Raw genomic sequence first — 24,181 nt, 5'->3', positions numbered from 1 at the left:
ATAAAAATTCATGACCCAAGAAAAATCTATTAAACTACCATCCCCCTACCTCCTTTTTCTCAAAGAATGGGGAAGTACGATTGCTCTTGCCTTAGTACTTTTCCTCAGTTGGTTCTATATTTGGAATATCGTAACGGTCAGTGGCCACTCCATGGATCCAACCCTAGCGGAAAAAGACCGTCTCCTCATCATCAAAACAGCCAAGATAGACCGCTTTGACATTGTTGTCGCCTCTGAGAAAGAAAAAGGAGAAAACAAAAAAATTGTCAAGCGTGTCATCGGTATGCCCGGTGATACCATCACCTACAAAAATGATACTCTCTATGTTAATGGCAAAAAAACTGATGAAGACTACCTAAGTGATTATCAAAAAGAATTAAAAAAAGATCGCCTGCAATCGACCTATTCCTATAATAGCTATTTCCAACAGCAAGCTCGAAGTGCCAAGGCTTTCACAACTGATACCAACGGTAACTCTAACTTTACAGTTAAAGTCAAAAAAGGCGAGTACTTCCTCGTTGGAGATGATCGGATCGCTTCTAAGGATAGCCGTGCCGTCGGTAGTTTTAAAAAAGACAGCATTATAGGTGAGGTTAAATTCCGCCTCTGGCCATTCACTGCTATTGGAACAGTCGAGTAGACTGCCATCAGAAAAAGACTACATAAAAAGAGGAATGATCCATCTTCTCTCCTCTTTTTTTCATATTCTAACGTAACCCCTTTTAAGTGAGGAATCTATGAATCAAGTCTATTTTTCAGGAACCGTTGAGCGAGTGATCTTTGAAAATACCAGTAATTTTTTCAAGATCCTCCTTTTAGAAATTGAAGAAACCAACCATGAGGACTATGATGAGCTAGAAATTATCATCACAGGTACCATGGCTGATATTATGGAAGGCGAGGACTACACCTTTTGGGGCCAAGTCGTCCAACATCCCAAATATGGCATCCAGCTCCAAGCCCAACGCTATGAGCGTGCCCAGCTGACATCAGCAGGTTTGATCAACTATTTTTCAAGCGATAACTTTAAAGGGATCGGCAAAAAAACAGCCCAACGTATCCTTGACGCCTATGGGGATGACAACACTATCGACAAAATCCTGTCCCAGCCAGAAAAACTCACTAGCATTTCCGGTCTATCTAAAGCTAGCCGAGCTAATTTTATCGCTAAACTGAAGAGCAACTATGGTACAGAACAAGTCCTGTCTAAGTTGGCAGAGTATGGTCTCTCTAATCGTCAGGCCATCGATATTTTTGAACACTATAAAGACAGGACCTTGGATATTCTTCAGGAAAACCCTTACCAATTAGTCGAAGATATCAAAGGCATTGGATTTAAAATTGCAGATAATCTAGCTGGACAGCTAGGGATCGAAAGCGACTCTCCCAAGCGCTTTCGAGCAGGTCTCATCCACAGCCTAAGCGAGCTCTCTATTGAACGAGGAGACACTTATGTTGAAGCTCGGGATCTACTGGAGTACGCCGTCGATCTATTGGAAGATGCTAGACAAATCGAACTCAACCCCACCCTCCTAGCCCAAGAGCTGACCCAGCTTATCGCCGAAGACAAGGTTCAACATATAGACACTCGTATCTTTGAAAACAGTCTCTACCACGCTGAAGAAGGGATCAAAACCAATCTTCAGCGTATCCTAGACATGCCCGTGCTCAAGGATTTATCTATCCAACAAATACACCAAGCGATCACTGACATAGAAGAGGACTTTGATCTCAGCTACGATAAAATCCAAAAAGAGGCCATCACAAAAGCTCTGACCAGCAAGGTATTTCTCCTGACAGGAGGACCTGGTACTGGAAAAACAACCGTCATCAACGGAATCATCCATGCCTATGCTCAGTTACACAAGATTGACCTTGAGGCTAAGGAACTTCCCATTATCTTAACGGCCCCAACAGGCCGTGCTAGTCGCCGGATGAATGAATTGACAGGACTTCCAGCTGCCACAATTCACCGCCACCTAGGGCTGACAAGCGATGGTAGCGACTTTCAAACGCTTGAAGACTTCCTTGACTGTGACTTGATTATTATCGATGAATTTTCTATGGTTGATACTTGGTTAGCCAACCAGCTCCTATCTAGTATCTCATCCAATACGCAAGTTATTATCGTTGGAGATAGTGACCAACTCCCATCAGTAGGTCCCGGCCAAGTGCTAGCAGATCTCCTCAAGGTCCCAAATCTACCACAAATCGCCTTGACTAAGATCTTCCGACAATCTGAAGATTCCACCATTGTGACCTTAGCCAGTCAGATTCGCCAAGGCCAGCTCCCCCCTGATTTCACCCAGAAAAAAGCTGATCGTTCTTACTTTGAAGCACAAGCCCAGCAGATTCCAGCCATGATAGAAAAGATCGTGACATCTGCTCTCAAGAGTGGCATCGAAGCCCAAGAAATTCAAATCCTAGCGCCTATGTACCGGGGACAGGCAGGTATCAACTCACTCAATACCTTGATGCAAAATCTCCTCAATCCTAAGGTCAATAAAGAGGAATTCTCTTTTAACGATCTTGTCTTTCGTACCGGTGATAAGGTTCTTCATTTGATCAATGATGCTGAACTCAATGTCTTTAACGGTGATATTGGGACCATTACAGACCTAATCCCCGGCAAGTACACCGAAAGCAAGCAGGATGAGATTTACTTAGATTTTGATGGTAGCCAAGTCGTTTACCCCCGCAATGAATGGCACAAAATTACTCTAGCCTATGCCATGTCTATCCACAAGTCGCAAGGTAGTGAATTTCAAGTTGTCATCCTCCCATTAACACGCCAGAGCGGCCGCATGCTCCAGCGCAATCTCATCTATACAGCCATCACCCGCTCAAAGAGTAAGTTAATCTTGCTAGGAGAACTCAGTGCCTTCACTTATGCGATTGAACACCAAAGTACCAAGCGCAAGACTTATCTGGTTGAACGCTTTGGCACCCCTCAAGCTAGCCACCCGACCTCTTCTCAGTCTGATAGCCTAGAACTGGCTGGCTCCAATCATGAAGCTAGCTCTCCTCAGACAGACTTACCAAACGAGGCTGATAGCAAGCAGGCTCATATCCTCACAGCAGAAAATCTCAACAGTATTGATCCCATGATCGGACTGAGCCCTGAGGATATCGCTCTCTTTTTTAAGATAAACCCGTAAACGATCTAGAAAGGAGCATCAGCCATGATGATCCCCATCAGTGACTTGATCACTATCTTCAAAAAATCAAATCGGACGATCGCTATCGCCCATCTAATCAACCTGATCCTCAATCTGATCCTCTTCTTCACCTTAGCACTTAGCCTATTTCTCATTTCCCAAGATATAACACTTGATAAAGAACTAGAAAAATCTATCTATGACGTATTAGGACAACTTCCTGGTAACTATATCTTTAACTTAATGGTCAATATTGTCATCAATACCATCATCATGATTCTAGCCTTTATCAACCAAGCCAAAATTAAAAACCACAAGCTAGTATCAGATTGGCCCTATCTCTTAGGCTATACCCTCTGCGCCATCAATATCATCTTCGCTCTTATCTCAGACAGCGGTCTGCTCTTTATTATGACCCAGTTGATCTATCTAGCCTATTACATATCAGCTCACAGCTCTGGAAAACTCCTCAATACCTTACTAAAAACCCTGACAAAAAACTAAGACAATAATACTCCTTCCTAATCTAGCTAATCTTTCTATGTTTAGAAGTTATGTGCTTCACATTACTTACTAAAAACGAGACTGAAACATGATTCAGTCTCGTTTTTAGTAAAATTTAGCAACAACCTATTAAATATCCAGTTTAATAGGTTCTTGACGCCCTTCCAAAGCCGTCACTGTTACCCCCAACAAACGAATCCCCGTAGCCTCTTTGCCTTCAATCTCATCATAAATAGCATGAGCCTCCTGCTCAATCACATCAGCATCCTGAGTAGCCTGCTCCAAACTATGTCGCTTGGTCACTGTAGAAAAATCGGCATAACGCACCTTTAGCACAATCACCCGCCCTCTTTTATGATAGTTTTCCAAAGTAGCCGCCACCCGCCTAACATTTTTGGAAATCTCTGCCTTAACATCCTCATCAGACAGTAAAAGTTTGGCGTAAGTACGTTCACTCCCAACGGACTTGCGCTCTCGATTAGGACGTACTGGACTATTAGAAATACCTCTCGCCTTACGATAGAGATCATACCCAAACCGTCCAAAATGATCAATCAAGGTCATCTCTGATAAATTCAAAAGATCTTCACCTGTAAAGACACCCAGCTCATTCAAACGCTTGACGGATTGCTTACCAACACCATGAAATTTTTCAATAGGCAACTGACTCAAAAAGTGCTCAGCCTCCTCTGGTAATATCAGTGTCAAACCTCTAGGCTTTTTAAAGTCACTCGCTAACTTAGCTAAAAATTTATTATAAGAGACACCAGCAGAGCAAGTCAGATGAAGCTCCCGCCAGATATCATACTGAATCATCTTTGCCAGCTTGACTGCGGATTTAATGCCCAATTTATTATCAGTCACATCCAAATAAGCCTCATCAATCGACATGGGCTCAACAAGATCAGTATAACGGCTAAAAATTTCCCGAATCTGCTGACCGATCTGACGATACTTTTTGTAATTACCAGAAACAAAGACGGCCTGAGGACATCGTTCCAAGGCCTCTTTAGAATTCATAGCGGAGTGAATGCCATATTTTCTAGCTTCATAATTACAGGTGGATACGACACCCCGCCCACCCGTCTGACGAGGGTCGGCACCAATGATCAATGGTTTCCCTCTAAGGTCTGGATTATCCCTCTCTTCCACAGCAGCAAAAAAGGCATCCATATCAATATGAATAATTTTACGGTTAGTATCATTGAGCAGGGGAAAAATAAGCATAATTAACCTTTCTTACTTCGTTAGTTTATTATACAACATCGCTGACTGATTGACCAGCTTTAAATCCAAAAATTTATAGTGACAAATGCAGGTAATTTCCACTTTTTCGTTGTGAAAGCGGTTACCATATGGTATACTGAAGATATAATGACGTAGCAAATAGCTACTAGAAATTTTAGGAGATGGATTATGGCTACTGTAAAAACAAACACAGATGTCTTTGAAAAAGCCTGGGAAGGCTTCAAAGGTACAGATTGGAAAGAAAAGGCTAGTGTAGCACGCTTCGTTCAGGCAAACTACACCCCTTATGACGGTGATGAAAGCTTCCTAGCTGGTCCTACGGAGCGCACCCTCCACATCAAGAAAATCGTCGATGATACCAAGGCTAGCTACGAAGCTCAAGGCCGCTTTCCTATGGATACTCAACCCACTTCAATCGCAGGAATTGGAGCTGGATATATAGATAAAGATCAAGAAGTGATCTACGGTATCCAAAATGATGAACTTTTCAAGCTCAACTTCATGCCTAAGGGCGGTATCCGTATGGCAGAAACTGCCTTGACCGAACATGGTTATGAACCTGATCCAGCTGTCCATGAAATTTTCACAAAACATGTCACAACTGTTAACGACGGTATTTTCCGTGCCTATACTTCAAACATTCGTCGTGCCCGCCATGCCCACACTGTCACAGGCCTACCAGACGCTTACTCACGCGGTCGTATCATCGGAGTTTATGCACGACTAGCTCTCTACGGCGCTGACTACCTCATGCAAGAAAAAGTCAACGACTGGAATGCTTTGACTGAAATTGACGAAGAAACTATTCGTCTGCGTGAAGAAGTCAACTTACAATATCAAGCCCTGCAAGATGTTGTTAAATTAGGAGATCTCTACGGTGTAGATGTTCGTCGTCCAGCCTACGATACTAAGGAAGCTGTTCAATGGACAAACATTGCCTTCATGGCTGTTGCTCGCGTGATCAACGGGGCTGCTACATCACTTGGTCGTGTCCCAATCGTCCTCGATGTCTACGCTGAGCGTGACCTAGCACGTGGTACCTATACTGAAAGCGAAATTCAAGAATTTATCGACGATTTCGTCATGAAACTACGTACGGTCAAATTTGCCCGTACCAAAGCCTACGATGAATTGTATTCTGGTGATCCTACCTTTATCACCACTTCAATGGCTGGTATGGGAGCCGATGGCCGTCACCGTGTCACCAAGATGGACTACCGTTTCCTAAATACATTGGACAACATCGGTAATTCACCAGAGCCAAACTTGACTGTTCTTTGGACTGACAAATTGCCATACGCTTTCCGTCACTACTGCATGCACATGAGCCACAAGCACTCTTCTATCCAATATGAAGGTGTAACCACAATGGCTAAAGACGGTTATGGTGAAATGTCATGTATCTCCTGCTGTGTCTCACCGCTCGACCCAGAAAATGAAGAGCAACGTCACAACATTCAATACTTCGGTGCTCGTGTAAATGTCCTGAAAGCTCTTCTCACTGGCCTCAATGGTGGTTACGATGACGTTCATAAAGACTACAAAGTCTTCGATATCGAGCCTATTCGTGACGAAGTACTGGACTTCGACACCGTTAAAGCTAATTTTGAAAAATCTCTCGATTGGTTAACAGATACCTACGTAGATGCCCTCAATATCATTCACTACATGACTGATAAGTATAACTACGAAGCTGTTCAGATGGCCTTCCTGCCAACTCATCAACGAGCCAACATGGGATTTGGTATCTGTGGTTTTGCCAATACCGTTGATACCCTTTCAGCCATTAAATACGCTACTGTTAAACCAATCCGTGATGAAGACGGCTACATCTACGATTACGAAACAACCGGTGACTATCCACGTTGGGGTGAAGATGACCCTCGTTCTAATGAACTAGCAGAATGGTTGATTGAAGCCTACACAACTCGTCTTCGCAGTCACAAGCTTTACAAGAATGCAGAAGCAACCGTATCACTTTTGACTATCACATCTAACGTGGCTTACTCTAAACAAACTGGTAACTCACCAGTCCACAAAGGTGTCTACCTCAATGAAGATGGCACTGTCAACCTATCTAAGTTGGAATTCTTCTCACCAGGTGCCAACCCATCTAACAAGGCTAAAGGTGGCTGGTTGCAAAATCTCAACTCTCTTGCCAGCCTCGACTTTGCTTACGCAGCCGATGGTATCTCATTGACGACCCAAGTTTCACCACGTGCTCTTGGTAAGACTCGTGAAGAACAAGTTGATAACCTGGTCACTATCCTTGATGGTTACTTTGAAAACGGTGGCCAACACGTCAACCTCAATGTCATGGACCTCAAAGATGTCTACGACAAGATCATGAGCGGGGAAGATGTCATCGTTCGTATCTCTGGATACTGTGTCAACACTAAGTACCTGACTAAGGAACAAAAGACTGAATTGACACAACGTGTCTTCCATGAAGTCCTCTCAATGGATGACGCTGCTGAAGCTCTCTCAGGACAAGCAAAATAGAAGCTATCAGCAAAAAGACTTTGCCTAACTTAATGGCAAAGTCTTTTTGCTATGTTTATAAATCGTACTATATAGTCGAATGAGTGATAAATATCCACAAACCAACTTATGAGGATCATGAATGTAGCAAACTCTCTAGATCATAACTCTTATTTATAAAATTAAAAGTTAAAACAAACCGTCTGTTAGCAATTTATAAAATTGAGATAATATCATACTGAGAATTACAAATCTCTATAAATTATTTTCTTATACCTAGTTCAATCGTATTATTAATAATAAGCATTATACAATCTATACCAGTTGATCTCAATAGTTCTTGCTCCTCTTTTGAGCGCTCAAAATACAACAATTCATCTACAATAGATGAAATAAAATCAAAAATTACCCCAGAAAGAACCTTTAACCTTTGACTTTCTCTACAACCAGTATAATATAAAAAGCATTGATATGTTAAATCTTTCACTTTGGAATTGTGCTCTTTTAATATTAGTTTAACTTTAGGTATCGTCAATGCTAGCATTTCAATTTGAGTATGAAAATCTTCATTTTCATTTTCTACCAATTTATCGACCAAGATCTCTAAACATTGTCTAGGATCTTTTTTAAATAAATTTAGAAAGTCTTGATTATTAATATCATCAAATAAACGGATAAATGTACTATTATAATCATCTAGCAATGATATTAAAATTGCTTCTTTATCAGAAAAATAAGAATATAAAGTACCTATAGATACACCCGCCTCTTTTGCAATTTCATTTGTTGTGACATTAAAGTAATTTTTTTCAGAGAAGAGTTGTTTCGATGTCTCTAATATTCTATTTAACTTATCAATACTCCTTTTCTGAGAGGGAATTCTCACTTCGTTTACCATTTCTACACCCACTTTATCAATAATATTATTTAACTATATTAACTGTTATACTATCATATTTTCAAAAAAAACCAAGTTATCACCCACTCAAAAATATGAGTGTTTTTTCATGTTTTTATTGACAATCACCCCTAGAAGATATATCATTAAAAACATGAGTGATAACTCATTTTTAAGGAGGGTTCTATGTTAAAAAAAGTAATGTTGACAACTGCAATGTGTCTCGGTATCTTTTTGGTCATGTTGGATACAACGATTATGAATATTGCTTTACCTGCAATTAAAGTAGGGATAAATGTCAGTACAGATAAGTTATCTTGGGCTTTGAATGCTTATACGATTGTATTTGCAACTTTTACAATTCCCTTAAGCAGATTGGCAGATATTTATGGTAAAAAGAAATTATTAATTATTGCATTTCTATTATTTGGAATAGGTAGCTTGCTTTCAGGGTTATCTAATGGTTTTTATCAGTTGATTAGTGGCAGAATAATTGCTAGTTTTGGAGCCTCTATTTTATTACCAGTTGGTAATTCTTTAGGAATTTCAACCTGGAGTGTTGAAGATAGGTTTAAGGTGGTGGCGGCATTAGGGCTGACTCAAGGGGGTGCTGCTGCGATTGGTCCTACTCTGGGGGGAGTTATTACTGATAACTTATCTTGGAATTGGATTTTCTTTATTAACATCCCAATTGCTATCGTTGCTATTATTCTATTGGCTATTTCATATAAAGCTGTAGAGAAAGTTTTAGATATAAAAACAGATTGGTTTGGCAGTTTTATTTCTATGTTGGGACTTTTCGCAACAACTTTAGGCTTGATTAAATATAGAGAGTGGGGGATCAGTGATTCGAAAACTTTAACTTGTTTAGTTATTGCCCTTGTTTCCATTGTACTATTTATTGGTGTGGAAAATCATGTGGATTATCCTATGATTGATTTAGGACTTTTTAAAAAGAAAGTCTTCACAGTATCTTCGTCAATCGCTTTCGTTGCTCAATTTTTTTATATTGGAGTTATTGTCGTTTTACCAACCTATCTTACTCTTGTTTTAAATAAAACTGAGCTGGATGCTGCTTTGATTTTACTACCAATGTCAATTACAGTCTTTTTATTCGGGGGTGTGGGAAGTTTACTGATTAATAAACTTGGTCCAAGATTGTTAGTTTTTGTTGGTTTGTTCTCGATTTTGTTATCCTATTATTTACTAACACATTGTGATGCTACTAAAATTTCATCCATTACCCTGGCAACATTTATCTTAGGGATTGGCTTCGGTATTATTGCTGGACCAATAAATGTTTTGGCGGCTTCAGATTTTTCAGGAGAAATATTAACTGCTTCTCAAAGCGTTATTAGTGTTGTTAGACAAATTGGTTCTGTTTTTGGAGTTTCTGTATTTATGTCTATGGTAACTTCCCGATTAAATAATCTTTCGGTTTACAACTTACCAAATATGTCAAATGCATATATTTCAATATATAAACTGTGGTTATTGCCATTGCTGTTCTTACTAGTACTAGCCTTTCTTTTTCCCAGAAAAGAAAACTATTTAGAAAATTCAAAGAATAATAATTATTAAAATAGAGATTATGAAAGAAAATAAAAAATTTCATAATCTCTTTAATCATTTTATTGACTACAAAAATTAAATATCCCTTACTGTCTACTAAGTTCTTCTTTAATAACAGCAATCAACTCATCGCGATCCATAATCCACTGGGCACGTTCATCCTTATCATAGGTACGATTGGAAAGAAAAATAACAGCCCTTTGTGCCTGACGGTGGTACATGATAAAGGTTCCCGTATAACCAGTATGTAATAACCAATCCCCTTGCTTATCCCAAGCCAAACTACGCTCCTTATCCCCAGATGGCGCAAAGTTATGATTGAGAAAACGGGCAAAATCTCCAGAGAGATAATGGTCTAAAAAGTATTCCAGATCCTTGATCGTAGAAAAGAGACCAGCAGAGCCAATATGGTTTCCCAAAATCTTTGCCTTAGGATCATGCACAAAACCCTCAGGACCCCCTTTGAGAGTGGGAACGGCCTGATCAACCGGACCAAATTGGGTACGGGTCATGTGAAAGGGTGCAAAAACACGTTCATAAAAGAGCTGATCCAGATCCATGCCTGTCATATGTTCTAGCATAAAGCCCAGCAGTATAAAATTAATATCCGTATAGCGAAAGCTATAATCATCAGTCACCCTAATCTCACCTATAGCAGCTTTTAACTCGTCAGAATCTAGCTGATCACGATTGGGAATAAAAGGATCAATACCTGAGGTATGGGTTAGCAGCTGGCGAATCGTTACTGTTTCCTGCTTAAAATCGGGATAATAGAAATGCAAGGGTTGATCTAATGCCAGCATCCCTTTATCAATCATCTCAATCACAACCGTCCCAACACCAACCACTTTGGAAACACTAGCCAAATCATAATTTAAGTCAGGTATTACCGCTCGATGGCCATCTTGAGTTCCTAAATAGTATTCCTGCCACTCACCATCATAAAGCGCCAGGCTGGCACCTCGATAGATACCAGCCTGAATTTGTGATTCAATTTTATCTAAAATAGCTTTCATTTATTAAACCATACCTCTATCTGATTAGGAGCGCTTACAACAAGGACACGTTGGGCACGATCTAAGTAAACTTCTTGACCATGATCAAGCAGATAATCTCTCAGGGCCGATAAATCATAATCCTTTTCCACTTGATATTCGATCAATTCGAGATCCCAAACCTCACTGGGAGCAGCGGCAAGATCCTCACCCTGAGCTTCCACCAATTCTGGTAAAACATCTACACCATCAAATAAATCGTAGAAAGCAGTTTCTTTGTCTAATTGAGCAACATTGAGAACCAGACGGTCTATACTAAAGGCCGACAAGCCTTCAAAAGTATCATCTCCAGCAGCAAAACTAAGCTCCTCACCATCTACAGTTTTCAAATTAGTTACATCATCCTCAGCATGAAGAACAAAACGATCGTTTTCTGGAGAAAAGATTTCAAAAGCGTAGCCATGCTCACCTTTATAGAGTTGAGTATAAGCAATTCCTCTCGCTAAGAGAGCCTCAATCTCCTTGGGATCGGACACTCTAACAAAAATCGTCTGTAACTTTTTTGTTCCCTCTACCTCTCGAACAGTAAACGATGGAGACTCTTCTGTAACCAGTCGTACTTCCTTCTCAACATGACCACCAAAAAAGACCATAGCACTTTCTTCCTTGATGACTTTAAAGCCAAGTTGGTCACGGTAAAAGCGAGTATTGATCTCACGATTGTTCACACGCAAGAAAGGAGCTGATAAACGGATACCATCAAATAGTGTCATAATTATTCTATCCTTTATTAAATTTCTAGCAGGCATAAAGAGCACTAGCCTATGCCCCCCAACTATTAGTTCCATTGTAGTCAAAATGATCTTATTTGACAAGAAATATTGTGCAGCTAAAAAAAGAGTTTACTATTAGCTGTTTTTTCTGTAAACTTATACTATGAATAAAGATATCATTTTACACCTCATCCAAGCCCTTTTGGTTATCTCCATGCTGGCTATCATCCTGCGCTTTTACTTCCATATTAAGCACAAAAAAATCAATGTCTTTAGCCGATTCTTTACAGGTCTATGGATAGGTTTTTTAACCGATATGCTAGATACACTAGGTATTGGCTCTTTTGCAACCACGACGACCTTGCTAAAAATCACCAAAATCAATGACGATGATAGCAAGCTCCCAGGTACCATGAATACTGTCCATGTCATCCCTGTTATTGTACAAGCCCTCTGCTTTATCACTGCTGTCAGAGTTGAGCCCCTGACCTTGATTTCAATGGCTGCTGCTTCTTTTATTGGTGCCCTTTTTGGAACCCGCTTAACCAAGAACTGGAACGAGCGCCTAGTCCAAGCTATTCTAGGAAGCCTACTAATCATAGCAGCCATCATCATGATCTATCGTATGGTATCAAATCCAGGAGGAAACTTATCAGATGCTGTTCATGGTCTCCATGGCGTCTGGTTGATCATAGGGGTTGTATACAACTTTATTATCGGTATTCTCATGACCATGGGGCTAGGAAACTACGCACCAGAATTAATCTTCTTTTCTCTCATGGGACTCAGCCCAGTCATCGCCATGCCAGTAATGATGCTGGACGCTGCTATGATCATGGTTGCTTCTAGTAGCCAATTTATCAAGGAAGATCGGGTTAATTGGACTGGTTTTGCTGGCATCGTCATCGGAGGAGTGGCCGGAGTTCTCTTAGCGGTTAAATTCCTGACCAGTATTGACATCAATGCCCTAAAAACTCTTATTATTGGTATCGTTATCTTCACAGGAGTTATGCTGATCCGCTCTTCCCTCATCAAGCGCCAACCTCTATCAAAACACTAGTAAAAAGCAACTAATAAATAGATAAGGCTGAGACAAAAGTTCTCAGCCCTATCTATTTAATTAATGTATAGGAAAAGCACAGTTTAGTCAAACAAGTAATAGCTTTAGCAAGCCTAAATACCCACCGAAACGTATCTTATCCAACCTTATAAAATCTTATCTCCAATATTAAACCAGACCTTTTATACAGCACAAAAAGAGTGGGATAGAAATCAATCATTCAGAGATGATTTTTATCCCACTCTTTTTATTTATATCATTAAGATAGGTAAAGTGCCTTAAAGGCTGCTGCCGCAATAATACCGGCAAGGATAGGCGCTACAACAGGCACCCAAGCATACCACCATTTAGAGTCACCCTTGTGCTTACCAAGGACTGTCACCGGCATAAAATGGTGAACCAAACGTGGACCAAGGTCACGCGCCGGATTAAGGGCAGGACCTGTCGCACCACCAAGTGAAATAACAAGAGCTGCGACCAAGAATCCAAGACCAATATGAGCACCTTCAATAGACCCTGAGAAGATAGGACCAGCCTGAGCATTAACACTATTCATAGCTTCCGTATAAGTAGTTCCTTGCTTAATAGCTAGATCACGAATCATTTCGGTTCCATGATAATTCTTAGTCAATGCCAAAGCCCCAAAGAACAAGACAAATGAACCAACAAATTCATTAATAAAGCCATTGATCTTGGACTGACGACGACTTTCAACACTGCCATCATCTAATGCAGAGATTGTTGAGAATGAGCCTAGAATACTATTTGGATTTTCTGTTTTTTGGAAATAAGCTGACAGAGCATAAACCAAAATAGTTTGACCAAGGATGGCTCCGATAAACTGAGCAAGGAGATAGCCAGGAACAAAGGTCCAATCAAACAAACCAGCTGTTGCCAATCCGATCGTAAAGGCTGGATTAATGTGGTTACCTGATACTGTACCAAACATAAGCGCTGGCATCATAACAGCAAAACCATAACCAAAGCCAATCATTAACCAACCGGCTCCACTACCCTTAGTTCCTTTCAGTTCTGCATTCGCAACGGCTCCATTTCCTAGCATCACCATCAAGGCCGTAGCGATAACTTCCGTTACATAATTCAACAGCGCTTGATGTGTCAAGGCCTCTTTAAAAAATTCATTCATATGTCTAGTCATTCCCTTCTTCTTTTCAAGTTTTAGACAGTTACCATTTTATCAAGTATAATTGATAAAGTAAAGCTATTACAGTAAGAAAAACCTGATACACAGGGAGGACATTATGCGTTATAATCAATTTTCCTATCTACCAACCCAAGCCGACACAGCTCTCAAAGAGCTAGAGGAGCTTGGCTTTCCTTATCAATTAGATCAAGATCCCAAAAGCAACCTCGAAGCCTTCCTCAATCGTTTTTTCTTTAATTATCCCGATCCAGAAATCCCTATTAGCCAGTTAATTGCCCACCCCACTATGGATCTGTTGAGTTTTCTGCGATCAGACTTAGAACTAAGCCCAGAGATTTTCTACACCGTGGCACTGCAACTTCTGGAATTTGTCCCTCATGTTGACTTTGAAGACAGCATGGAGTTCATTCAAGAAATTAACTTCCCCATCCATTATCACAAAGATAGCCTGCTTCTAAATCTCCATCAACTCTTAGCAACCAGGCAAAAAACAGGTATGACCCTGCTGGATCGATTAGTCAGTCAAGGGTTAATACCTCTTGATAACCACTACCATTACTTTAATGGTAAGAGCTTAGCCAGCTTTGATATCAGTCAAGTCATCCGTGAAGTCGTCTACGTCGAGACTGGTATCGACAGTGATCAGGACGGCCAACCAGACCTAATACGTGTCCATATCATCCGCCCCAAGACTAGCCACAAGGTTCCCGTCATCCTGACTGCAAGCCCTTATCATCAAGGGACCAATCCCGTTGCTAACGACAAAAAAATGCACCAAATGACTGGTGAGCTTACTATCAAACCAAGTGGTACTATCCCGATCGAACCGATTTCTATCCCAGAACCGACCTATACCAAGAGTCACGTTCCCATCGACGATCACCTAGAGACCTTTACTCATATCGCTAACTATACACTCAATGACTACCTACTAGCACGTGGTTTTGCTAATATCTACGTCTCTGGCATTGGTACCAAGGCCTCTCAAGGCCTGATGACCAGCGGTGACTACCAACAAGTCACAGCCTATCGAGCTGTTATCGACTGGCTCAATGGTAAAGCCAATGCCTATACCAGTCTAAAGAAAAATTATCAGGTCATCGCCGACTGGACCAATGCTAAAGTGGCCACTACTGGTATCTCCTATCTAGGTACCATGTCTATTGCCCTAGCCACTACAGCTGTCGAGGGATTAGAAGTTATCATTGCAGAAGCAGGTATCTCATCTTGGTACGACTACTATAGAGAAAATGGACTGGTCTCCAGCCCAGGAGGCTACCCTGGTGAGGACTTAGATGTCCTGACTGAATACACCTATTCTCGTAATCTCCTGGCAGGCGATTACTTACGTCACAATGACCACTACCAAGGCTACCTGAGCAAGATGACCCAAGAACTAAATCGACAAACCGGAGACTACAGTCAATTTTGGCAGGAACGTAACTATGTCGCTCACGCTGATAAAGTCCAAGCCGAGGTAGTCATGGTTCATGGTAGTCAGGACTGGAATGTGAAACCTCTGCACGCTTATCAATTCTTCCGTGCTTTACCAAGCAACCTCCCAAAACATCTCTTTCTCCATAATGGCATGCATGTCTACATGAATAATTGGCAGTCCATAGACTTTCGTGAAAGCATGAATGCTCTCCTATCCAAAAAACTCCTTGACCTAGATAATCATTATCAGCTCCCAGAAGTGATTTGGCAGGACAATCAAAAGGAACAAACCTGGAAGGTCTTAGAAGGATTCGGCAGTAACACTGCCATCAACTATCCTCTAGGCGATCGGGAGGATAGCATTGGCAACCACTACGCACAAGATCTATTCGAGACTTTCTCCAAAGACTACCACACCTTCAAATCGGCCCTGTTTAAAGGCAAGTGCAACCAGCTAACCATTGATATTAATGTTAAAGAAGCGATACGTCTCAATGGTCGTCCTATCCTAAATCTCAGACTCAAGTCATCAAGCCCAAAAGGACTGATTTCAGCTCAACTTCTAGATTTTGGGGCTAAGAAACGCTACCAAGACACTCCCCAAATCAAAGAAGCAAAAGGGATCGATAATGGGCAGTACTATATGATCGAACATTGTATGGAGCTCCCCTTTAAACAAGACGACTGGCGAGTGATTTCAAAAGCCTCCCTCAACTTGCAAAACCGCACCTCCCTTCTTAATATCCAAGAGGTCCCAGCAGATCAATGTCTAGATCTCACTTTTGAGCTCCAACCTAGTATCTATCAGTTAGAAGAAGGAGACCAGCTGCGCCTAGTCCTTTATACAACAGACTTTGAGCATACCATAAGAGATAATAGTAATTATCAGATAACTATAGACCTTGCTCATTCCCAACTTCAATTACCCATAGACTAAAACAACTAAAGAGAGTGAGAGATCATTCTAGATCGAAAAACTCAACTGGGTGTTGCCAGTTGAGTTTTTCGTGACATCATTTTTAATTAAAATTTATCTTCTTTCGCTTTTATAGCCCTATCATATGTTAATTATATAACGCGACTCCCTGAACGGTCGATTTTTCACCCTGAATGGTCAAAATAAATTGCGACTTTAACCATTTAGGGTGAAATTAAAGCTATTTAGGACATAGGCGTGCACGGAATGATATTTGGGTTATACTATAGGTGCCGCTTGGCCAAGCAGACAAAATCTTTAAATTTAAAAAGGAGATTATTATGACTACAATGACTATTGATAAATTTGACATGATGGATAACCAAGAGCTTGCTGCCGTTGAAGGTGGAAAGAAAAAAGGTATTGTTAAGTGTGTAGTTGGGACAGCAGGATCAGCAGGCTTAGGATATGTAAGTGGCATGGGAGTTGGTACAGTTACATTACCTATTGTTGGCACAGTAACTGGATCAGCCCTAGGAGGCTGGTCTGGAGCAGCTGTAGGTTATGCTACCTTTTGTTGATATGAAAAATCATAAAATGACTTTATTCACTGGAAAGTTGGTTTTATTATTTTTGCTGGTTATAGCATTAAGAAACCTTTTTAGGGAGCTCCCCCCAGTGCCTTATGTTCTTAACTTATTAGGTCTACTAGGTCTATTGATTTTATTATTTCAGTTGGTTAAAGGTAAGTGAGAAGAAAAATAGATTTATCCTTTTTAATGATATTGGGGTAATTGGCATATTTCGTAGTGATGATATTTCTGTAAGCTTAGTTTTGGCTTGTCTAGTCCTTTCCTTTATCTTGTAGAATATAAGGAATATCAGTGAATTGAGGTATTTCCAACATCCTTCATCGAATCATTAACCTTTGTAGTAAGGCAGTAGCTGTTTAAAAGCTGCTGCTTTATTTTTGAGTTGGGTCACCCACAATTTTATGCCATGGCTAGTTGAATTTGAAAAAAGTTGCTAAAATTGACCATTTAGGGCAAAATTGGAAGCAAGACTTGAGCCCTTATTAATTTTTAGTACACTTCAGCAAATTATTGGTGCATTAATTGCCTTAACTGTAGGACTTCTTGCACTAGCATATAAAGCATTAGATACTAAAATTGATGATGGTAATGAGGTCTATTGGCTACTTTTTGTTGCCACCTTACTCATCTTTTTTTGGAATGCTGTCGAACTTTATAAAGAGCTGAAGAGAAGAAACAAGAATAAGTAAAGCCAAAGCTTAATGCTTGTCCTAAATATTCTGTTGTTATCATAATTCTTATTTCGACCGTTCAGGGAATAGACGTGTGCGTTTGTTTTAAAAATTTAGGTGTGCTGTTGTCTGATCAAGGAGAAAAAATAAAAAAGGCGAATAGGGGTTATTTTTATCTGAGAAAATGTATTATACAAAAGGAGAAAGTATTGAAAAAAAGAAGAAGCCATCTTTTATTAATATTTGCTTTAATAGGCCTACTGCTTATTCGTCTATTACTAAATTATAATGAAACAAATAGATTAGTGGACGTTTCTATGATTGCAATATTAATACTATTAGTTGATGCTATTATTAATTGGAAAATGGTATTAGAAAATAAGAATAGTAAGTTTTATTTGCAACTGGAGTTGATAACAGTTATTATTGGTTTTATAGTCACTGTTTTATTTAATTATTATTCCTATACCAAATTTCATACCAATTTAGTCAACCCTGAAGTTATTTTTCTAATATTTATGATTTTAGAAATTTACTATTCTTTGAGGAAACGTTAATAGCTAGAGAGTGGAGATATGTATTGTATTTTATCAATAGTTCATCTAGTTCTTTATGGTTTAGCTGCTAATCAAATATTGAAATTCAAGCAAGAAAAACAATGCAGGAGTAAGTTCCTCAGAAAATCGGGCCGAGCGTTTCTTTATGCTCAGCCCTTTATATTTTGTTGTCTAATCCCAATATATTTTTGATAAAATGAAAGAGTATTTTTGAATAGGAGGACATTTTATGCTGAAGTTAAAATGGTTTTCTGGTAGCAAAGAGAAACGGGACAATGCATTAGACTTACTTGAATCTATAATGATAGAAATAACAGAAATAGACGGTAGTGAGCCTTTACAAAAATTGTTATTAAGTTATAAACAAGAACTTGAGAAACAGAAATCACCAATCCCAACAATTCTTAGCCATTTTAACATAGAGTTATCTGGAGTAATTAGGGATAATAACATTATTTTAACCGATAAGGTGGAAGAGCAATTAGACTCTATAAGAAAGTTATCTTATATAAGATATGGTTATTATTAAATCTTTTTTATAGCAATTAGCTTTGATATAAGTAAAAAGTACCTTCAGAAAATTCATACTTTGTTTCCAGATAAAAGTATCAACTAGTCATCAGCATTTAATTCTTAGACTCCTTGTCCACTGTAATGTGAGAGCGGAATCATGATTTTGCACGATTCCGATAATAAATAAAACAAGTCATCGTACATTATTTATTAGCATAGTCTAAATTATTATTATGATACATCTGAATTGTGGTCTCTACATGCTAATCCTTGTAAATCAGCATGTAAAAATAAATCACCTGCACAATTAATTGTGCAGGTGATTTTGTCATCTCTCCTATGCACAGTGGATTGTTGACGCATTCTAAAAATAGTAAGATACCCCAAAATAAGATAGACCAACCAACAGTAGTTATTCGTGCTAAAGAACCTAATAAACTGACTAAATTAGCAAGTCTCCCAACCACTGAGTTAATCTAGTAAATTTAGAATAATACCAACATATTTGAACTTTTGTCCCAAACTCTTTTCTCATGATTGCTGAATCGGTAGAAAATTTCCCACGATTTTGCCGACAATACGGGGATTTTCATCATAGGGAGCTAGCTTATCCGCATATTTTTTATTGATAGAAACCAGGCGGAGACCAGACTCTTCACGATAGACACGCTTGATATAGGTTTGCCCGTCCCACTCAACAGCATAGACAGCCCCGTCATAGTCAAAGCCTGATTGCTTAATCAAGACCACTTCGCCATTGAGATAAGTAGGCTCCATAGAATCGCCAAAGACCCATGAGGCAAAGTCATGATCCAACTCCTCATCATAGAAGACCTCATCATAGTTTCCATCATTAAAATAACTAAATCCTGTACCAGCTGATAGACGCTCATAGACCTTATACGCATAGAGCTGCTTGGAGGATGTCCCAATCATCTGATTTTGATTGGCCAAGAGCGCATTAGCATAGTCGAGTGTTTTCTTTTGATTGCTCTTGCTGAGCTGAACATACGTTTCCACAATCTCATGTTCAGATAAAAAGAAAGACGGACTGACCTTTAAAATTTGACTCAGCTTTTGCCAATTTTTCTGATTAGGCTTAGTATTACCATTTTCCCAGTTAAAGTAAGACGGTCTGGAAATTCCTAGCTCTCTAGCCACATCAGCCTGGGATAACCCCAGCTCCTGACGACGGCGCTTCAATTTTTCTGCTGAAAACATGTACCCTCCCCAATAAATGATTAGTCTAGTAACTTACTGTTAGTATAACATGCAACTCTTTCATGAGCAAGAAGAAAAAAGAGAGTAGGATAACAAAATCATGGTTTTGTTCTCCTACTCTCTTATAAACCATTTTTGGTATTTCCAATATTAGGACTTCCAAAAATTATCAAAGATAGTAATAGGAAGATGACGCTTATGCTCCCCCTTATACCACCAGCTTTCAATCCTTTCCCTAGCCTCTTGACTAACCGATTTTCCTTCCAAATAATCATCAATAGCTTGATAAGTCACCCCAAGGGCAACTTCATCTGCAATACCCGGTTTATCTTCTTCAAGGTCAGCCGTTGGAATCTTTTCATACAGAGCCTTGTCAGCACCCAACTCTGCCAAAAGCGCCTTTCCCTGGCGCTTATTGAGACGATAAAGAGGTAAAATATCCGCACCACCATCACCAAATTTAGTGAAAAAGCCCGTAATATTTTCAGCCGCATGGTCTGTCCCAATGACTGCCCCTTGCTTTTCTCCCGCTACAGAATACTGAGTAATCATCCGCTGACGCGCTTTGATATTACCCTTATTAAAATCAGAAACCGTTATACCAGCCTTGGCTAATTCACTCACTTGCCCATCGACAGCTTCCTTGATATTAATAACAAGAGACAGATCCGGCTGGATAAAGTCTAGTGCACGCTGAGCATCCGCTTCATCTGACTGGACGCCATAAGGCAAGCGAATAGCAATAAATTGGTAACTATCATCACCCGTCTCTTGGCGCAACTCCTGCATAGCTAGCTGAGCCAAGCGACCGGCCAGGCTAGAATCCTGCCCACCAGAAATACCTAGTACATAAGTTTTCAAAAAAGGATGCTTTTTCATGTAATCCTTAAGAAAATCTACAGATCGACGAATTTCTTCCTTGGGATCAATCTCTGGCTTGACCCCTAACCTTTTAATAATAGTTTCTTGTAAAGTCATGACAACTCCTTCTAGATTTTCCCATTCTTAATCCAAGTGCATCTGATTCGCTTTATTACGCAGGGTATCAATCAAGTCCATCTTATCCTGCCAAATATCTGGAGCCAGATCGACAGGATAATCCTGAGGATTGAGCACCCGCTTATACTCATCCCAAAGATCATCTAGTTTCTCCTTAGAATAAGCTTTAATAGCTGCCAAGCTTGGCAACTCATAAACTAGACGTCCCCGATCAAAGATATCTACCAGGAGGGGCTCAGCATCAAAGTTTGTCACCATCTTACTGATATAAGTATAAGTTGGATGGAACATCTTGAGTTCCTCAACTTGGTTAAGATCAACATCATGGTAAGTGATATAATCCCCTTCTGATTTCCCCTTTTCACGACTAGTGATCCGCCAAACCTGCTTCTTACCCGGAGTCGAGACCTTCTCAGCATTATTAGACAGTTTGATCGTATTTTGCATCACTCCCTGATCATCCTCCAAAGCAACGATCTTATAAACCGCTCCTAGCGCTGGCTGATCATAAGCTGTGATTAGCTTAGTTCCAACTCCCCAAACATTAATCTTGGCTTTTTGCATCTTGAGATTGAGAATAGTATTTTCATCCAGATCATTAGAAGCATAGATCTGAGCGTCTGGGAAGCCTGCTTCATCTAGCTGCTTGCGTACTTTTTTGGAGAGATAAGCCAGGTCGCCCGAGTCCAAGCGAACACCCTTAAAATTAATACGATCTCCAAACTCTTTAGCGACACGAATAGCAGCAGGAACACCCAAACGAAGTGTATCATAAGTATCAACTAAGAAGACACAATCCTTATGAGTCTCAGCATAAGCCTTAAAAGCATCATAATCATTGCCAAAGGTCTGAACCAAGGCATGGGCATGAGTCCCTGACACAGGAATATCAAAAAGTTTACCCGCCCGAACATTGGAAGTCGCATCTGCCCCACCAATAATCGCTGCCCGTGTGCCCCAAATAGCTGCATCCATTTCTTGGGCACGACGTGTTCCAAACTCTAGGAGCGGTTCATCATCAATAACTGATCGAATCCGTGCAGCCTTGGTTGCAATCAAGGTCTGATAGTTAACAATATTTAAAATGGCTGTTTCGACCAGCTGGCACTGGGCTAACGGTCCCTCTACCTGAACAATAGGCTCATTGGCAAAGACCAAGTCCCCTTCCTTAGCCGCTCTGACGGACAAGGTTATCTCAAGATTTTCCAAATAGTCTAAGAAATCCTTAGGATAGCCCAAATCTTTCAAATAAGCTAAATCGGTTTCTGAAAAGGTCAAATGATTGAGATAATCAATAATTCGCTCCAAACCAGCAAAAATCGCATAGCCATTAGCAAAAGGCTCTTTTCGAAAATAAACCTCAAACACAGCCTTTTTATTATGAATCCCTTGGTTGAAATAGACCTGCATCATATTGATCTGATAAAGGTCTGTATGCAAGGTCAAACTGTCGTCCTTATACATCGGAAAACTCCTTTAAAATTTGTGACTATTATAACATAAATAGGAAAACTAGCGCTAAGGCAAAGATTTTCAAACCTCAAGTTATCTTTCTCCACCAACCTATAAGCAAATTCACTAAATATTCTGCCCACAGGATTTGTCCATATCTGCCTATTTAAACATTCAAAAAAGACTAGTCTACAAAGTAATATCACTGCACTCTTCTTAAACTTTTATACTAAATAAAAAAGCCTTGGATGAAAGCCAAGACTCATTCGCACATCTATATTTAACAGATTTACCTAGTAGCGGGTGTCCTTAACTTAGGACATATTCCTATCTTTATACTGGACTGTTTAGCCACTAGGCAAGTGATAGACATTTCTCAAACGACTAAAGATGATCTAATCTTATAAACGTTGTTCATCTTATATCCGAGACTGTGCTGCTTTTACGCATAACCACTTGACAAATGGTTCCCATGACCAAAATCCAAAGGGTCGAGCCGACTGCTCCAATAAAGGTTGACTGTTGCAGAAAGAGTGACAAATAGATAAAGCCAAAGAAGGCAATAGTCAAGGGGTTAAGCACCTTATAGGCTGGCATGAGAAAGCCATTCGCCATAAAGTCTTGCGATTTGCGATAACGTAGATGGGCCAGCATAGTAAGGGCATAGATAGCAATATAAACCCCTGAAGAAGATGAGGTGATAACAGTAAAACTATCAGAAATCCAGGGAACTACGCTGAGAATGGCCGCAATAACCATAAATCCAGCTGAGGTAAAGATAGCATTTTGCGGGACATTAGTTCGAGACAAACGATTAAGTTGGTAGCGATCTAAGGCAGGCGTTTCTCTAGCCAATTGGTAGAGGTGGCGGCCGCTGGAATAGAGCATAGAATTGAGGGAGGAAGCTGCTGCTGTCAAAACTACAAAGTTTATAAGAGCAGCTGCCCAGTTGACACCGGCTAACTTAAATACCATAACAAAAGGAGACTGGTCATCAGGCAGCTGCCTCCAAGGGAAGATTGACATAATAGCAATCAAGGCTCCTACATAGAAGAACATAATTCGACTTGGAATAGCATGAATGGCCTTAGGCAGAACCTCTCTAGGGTTCTTAGTTTCAGATGTTGTAATCCCGACAAACTCAATAGCCTGATAGGCGAAGAAGACCATTTGGAAGACCATAAAAAAATGATCAATTCCTAAAGGGAAAAACTTAAAACCATGGAAAATATTGGTGAGACTAGCGTGGCCAACCGGAGTCTGAAAGCCAGTCAGCACCATAAAAATAGCTGTTGCAATCAAGGCTAGAATAGCAATGATCTTAATCATCCCAAACCAGAACTCTACTTCACCAAAGACAGCTACGGCGACAACATTGACTCCGCAGAGGATCAAGAGAAAGACCAACTGAATCAGCCAACTGGGAGCGCTGGGAATGAAGTATTGAACATATTTAGCAATGGCAGTCAACTCTGCCATCCCTAAGAGTACCAAGGATATCCAGTAGGACCAGCCAGCGAAATAGCCCCAGCCCTGTCCCAAGTACTTGGTAATAAAGTTAATAAAGGTATGTTGGTCGGGATCTTGAAAAAGCATCTCCCCAATTCCTCGCATCATCAGGTACATAAAAATTCCTGTGATGATATAAACCAAGACAATGGAAGGCCCCGTCAGGTGAATGGACTTCCCAGCTCCCAGAAAGAGTCCTGTCCCAATAGTTCCAGCAATGGCAATAATCTGGACATGACGGTTGGTCAATCCCCGATCCATACCATTTTTCTCTGTCTCAGCATCTGCCTCGTTTGTATGTTGTTCTGACATTTCAACTCTCAATCTGTCCCTACTAGCCCAGACAGGCTAAAGGTTCAAATCCTTTTCTCCTTCTAAAGTATAGGTCATATTATAGCACAATTCCAACAATAAGAAAAAAGCACCCCCAGATGGGATGCTCAAAGATACCCGTTAAAC

Annotated in this window: 19 protein-coding genes and 1 pseudogene; 11 read left to right on the top strand and 9 right to left on the bottom strand. The window is 40.2% G+C overall.

Annotated features, from left to right (window positions below; genetic code table 11):
* Window positions 1–10 precede the first annotated feature (10 nt).
* From lepB to AC4HAJ_RS04935, 3 genes are all read left to right on the top strand, one after another.
* Entirely contained in the window at window positions 11–640 is a 630-nt protein-coding gene (gene lepB, locus AC4HAJ_RS04945) for a signal peptidase I (protein ID WP_491079050.1), read from the top strand.
* A gap of 97 nt (window positions 641–737) precedes the next feature.
* Window positions 738–3,158: an SF1B family DNA helicase RecD2 gene (gene recD2, locus AC4HAJ_RS04940; RefSeq protein WP_491079049.1), complete on the top strand. Its 2,421-nt coding sequence runs from the start codon at window positions 738–740 to the stop codon at window positions 3,156–3,158.
* 24 nt (window positions 3,159–3,182) lie between these two features.
* On the top strand, window positions 3,183–3,662 hold the full coding sequence (locus AC4HAJ_RS04935) for a hypothetical protein (protein WP_491079048.1): 480 nt from the start codon (window positions 3,183–3,185) through the stop codon (window positions 3,660–3,662).
* A gap of 129 nt (window positions 3,663–3,791) precedes the next feature.
* On the opposite strand, the gene dinB is transcribed toward AC4HAJ_RS04935, so the two are convergent.
* Window positions 3,792–4,889 carry a DNA polymerase IV gene (gene dinB, locus AC4HAJ_RS04930; protein ID WP_491079047.1) on the bottom strand — a complete coding sequence of 366 codons (1,098 nt, stop codon included), beginning with the start codon at window positions 4,887–4,889 and terminating at the stop codon, window positions 3,792–3,794.
* A gap of 189 nt (window positions 4,890–5,078) precedes the next feature.
* Here dinB and pflB point away from each other — a divergent pair, with 189 nt between their 5' ends.
* Complete coding sequence (gene pflB, locus AC4HAJ_RS04925; protein WP_491079046.1) at window positions 5,079–7,412, top strand: formate C-acetyltransferase; 2,334 nt, start codon at window positions 5,079–5,081, stop codon at window positions 7,410–7,412.
* A 241-nt stretch (window positions 7,413–7,653) separates the two neighbouring features.
* Here the strand turns inward: pflB and AC4HAJ_RS04920 are convergent, their stop codons facing one another.
* Window positions 7,654–8,289: a TetR/AcrR family transcriptional regulator gene (locus tag AC4HAJ_RS04920; RefSeq protein ID WP_491079149.1), complete on the bottom strand. Its 636-nt coding sequence runs from the start codon at window positions 8,287–8,289 to the stop codon at window positions 7,654–7,656.
* A gap of 186 nt (window positions 8,290–8,475) precedes the next feature.
* Between AC4HAJ_RS04920 and AC4HAJ_RS04915 the strand changes: the two genes are divergently transcribed.
* Window positions 8,476–9,870, top strand: a complete 1,395-nt coding sequence (locus AC4HAJ_RS04915; protein WP_491079045.1) for an MFS transporter — start codon at window positions 8,476–8,478, stop codon at window positions 9,868–9,870.
* 77 nt (window positions 9,871–9,947) lie between these two features.
* On the opposite strand, the gene AC4HAJ_RS04910 is transcribed toward AC4HAJ_RS04915, so the two are convergent.
* A complete protein-coding gene (locus AC4HAJ_RS04910) occupies window positions 9,948–10,877 on the bottom strand; it encodes a serine hydrolase domain-containing protein (protein ID WP_491079044.1) in 930 nt (309 codons plus the stop codon).
* Window positions 10,874–11,629, bottom strand: coding sequence for a CppA N-terminal domain-containing protein (locus AC4HAJ_RS04905; protein ID WP_491079043.1), 756 nt, complete (start codon window positions 11,627–11,629; stop codon window positions 10,874–10,876). The genes AC4HAJ_RS04910 and AC4HAJ_RS04905 overlap by 4 nt, the downstream gene beginning before the upstream one ends.
* 163 nt (window positions 11,630–11,792) lie before the next feature.
* Here AC4HAJ_RS04905 and AC4HAJ_RS04900 point away from each other — a divergent pair, with 163 nt between their 5' ends.
* Entirely contained in the window at window positions 11,793–12,689 is an 897-nt protein-coding gene (locus tag AC4HAJ_RS04900) for a TSUP family transporter (protein ID WP_491079042.1), read from the top strand.
* 259 nt (window positions 12,690–12,948) lie between these two features.
* On the opposite strand, the gene gla is transcribed toward AC4HAJ_RS04900, so the two are convergent.
* Window positions 12,949–13,836, bottom strand: coding sequence for an aquaglyceroporin Gla (gla, locus tag AC4HAJ_RS04895; RefSeq protein WP_491079041.1), 888 nt, complete (start codon window positions 13,834–13,836; stop codon window positions 12,949–12,951).
* A gap of 115 nt (window positions 13,837–13,951) precedes the next feature.
* Between gla and AC4HAJ_RS04890 the strand changes: the two genes are divergently transcribed.
* From AC4HAJ_RS04890 to AC4HAJ_RS04870, 5 genes and pseudogenes are all read left to right on the top strand, one after another.
* Window positions 13,952–16,228: a Xaa-Pro dipeptidyl-peptidase gene (locus AC4HAJ_RS04890; protein ID WP_491079040.1), complete on the top strand. Its 2,277-nt coding sequence runs from the start codon at window positions 13,952–13,954 to the stop codon at window positions 16,226–16,228.
* Window positions 16,229–16,548: 320 nt separating this feature from the next.
* Entirely contained in the window at window positions 16,549–16,788 is a 240-nt protein-coding gene (locus AC4HAJ_RS04885; protein ID WP_491079039.1) for a bacteriocin class II family protein, read from the top strand.
* Window positions 16,789–17,249: 461 nt separating this feature from the next.
* Window positions 17,250–17,489: pseudogene (locus AC4HAJ_RS04880) on the top strand (hypothetical protein); the annotation flags it as partial.
* A gap of 107 nt (window positions 17,490–17,596) precedes the next feature.
* A complete protein-coding gene (locus AC4HAJ_RS04875) occupies window positions 17,597–18,028 on the top strand; it encodes a hypothetical protein (protein ID WP_491079038.1) in 432 nt (143 codons plus the stop codon).
* 229 nt (window positions 18,029–18,257) lie between these two features.
* On the top strand, window positions 18,258–18,557 hold the full coding sequence (locus AC4HAJ_RS04870; RefSeq protein ID WP_491079037.1) for a bacteriocin immunity family protein: 300 nt from the start codon (window positions 18,258–18,260) through the stop codon (window positions 18,555–18,557).
* A 515-nt stretch (window positions 18,558–19,072) separates the two neighbouring features.
* On the opposite strand, the gene AC4HAJ_RS04865 is transcribed toward AC4HAJ_RS04870, so the two are convergent.
* The 4 genes from AC4HAJ_RS04865 to AC4HAJ_RS04850 form a co-directional block, all read right to left on the bottom strand.
* Window positions 19,073–19,762, bottom strand: a complete 690-nt coding sequence (locus tag AC4HAJ_RS04865; protein WP_491079036.1) for a LexA family transcriptional regulator — start codon at window positions 19,760–19,762, stop codon at window positions 19,073–19,075.
* Between the two features lie 150 nt (window positions 19,763–19,912).
* Window positions 19,913–20,740, bottom strand: a complete 828-nt coding sequence (gene nadE, locus AC4HAJ_RS04860) for an NAD(+) synthase (protein WP_491079035.1) — start codon at window positions 20,738–20,740, stop codon at window positions 19,913–19,915.
* A gap of 27 nt (window positions 20,741–20,767) precedes the next feature.
* Window positions 20,768–22,225: a nicotinate phosphoribosyltransferase gene (locus tag AC4HAJ_RS04855; RefSeq protein WP_491079034.1), complete on the bottom strand. Its 1,458-nt coding sequence runs from the start codon at window positions 22,223–22,225 to the stop codon at window positions 20,768–20,770.
* A gap of 402 nt (window positions 22,226–22,627) precedes the next feature.
* Window positions 22,628–24,034, bottom strand: coding sequence for an amino acid permease (locus tag AC4HAJ_RS04850; protein WP_491079033.1), 1,407 nt, complete (start codon window positions 24,032–24,034; stop codon window positions 22,628–22,630).
* Between the last annotated feature and the right edge of the window lie 147 nt (window positions 24,035–24,181).

Source organism: Streptococcus sp. ALY_211 (assembly GCF_058314555.1).
The sequence above is the reverse complement of the archived record's forward strand: the minus strand, read 5'-3'. Positions and strand labels throughout refer to the sequence as shown.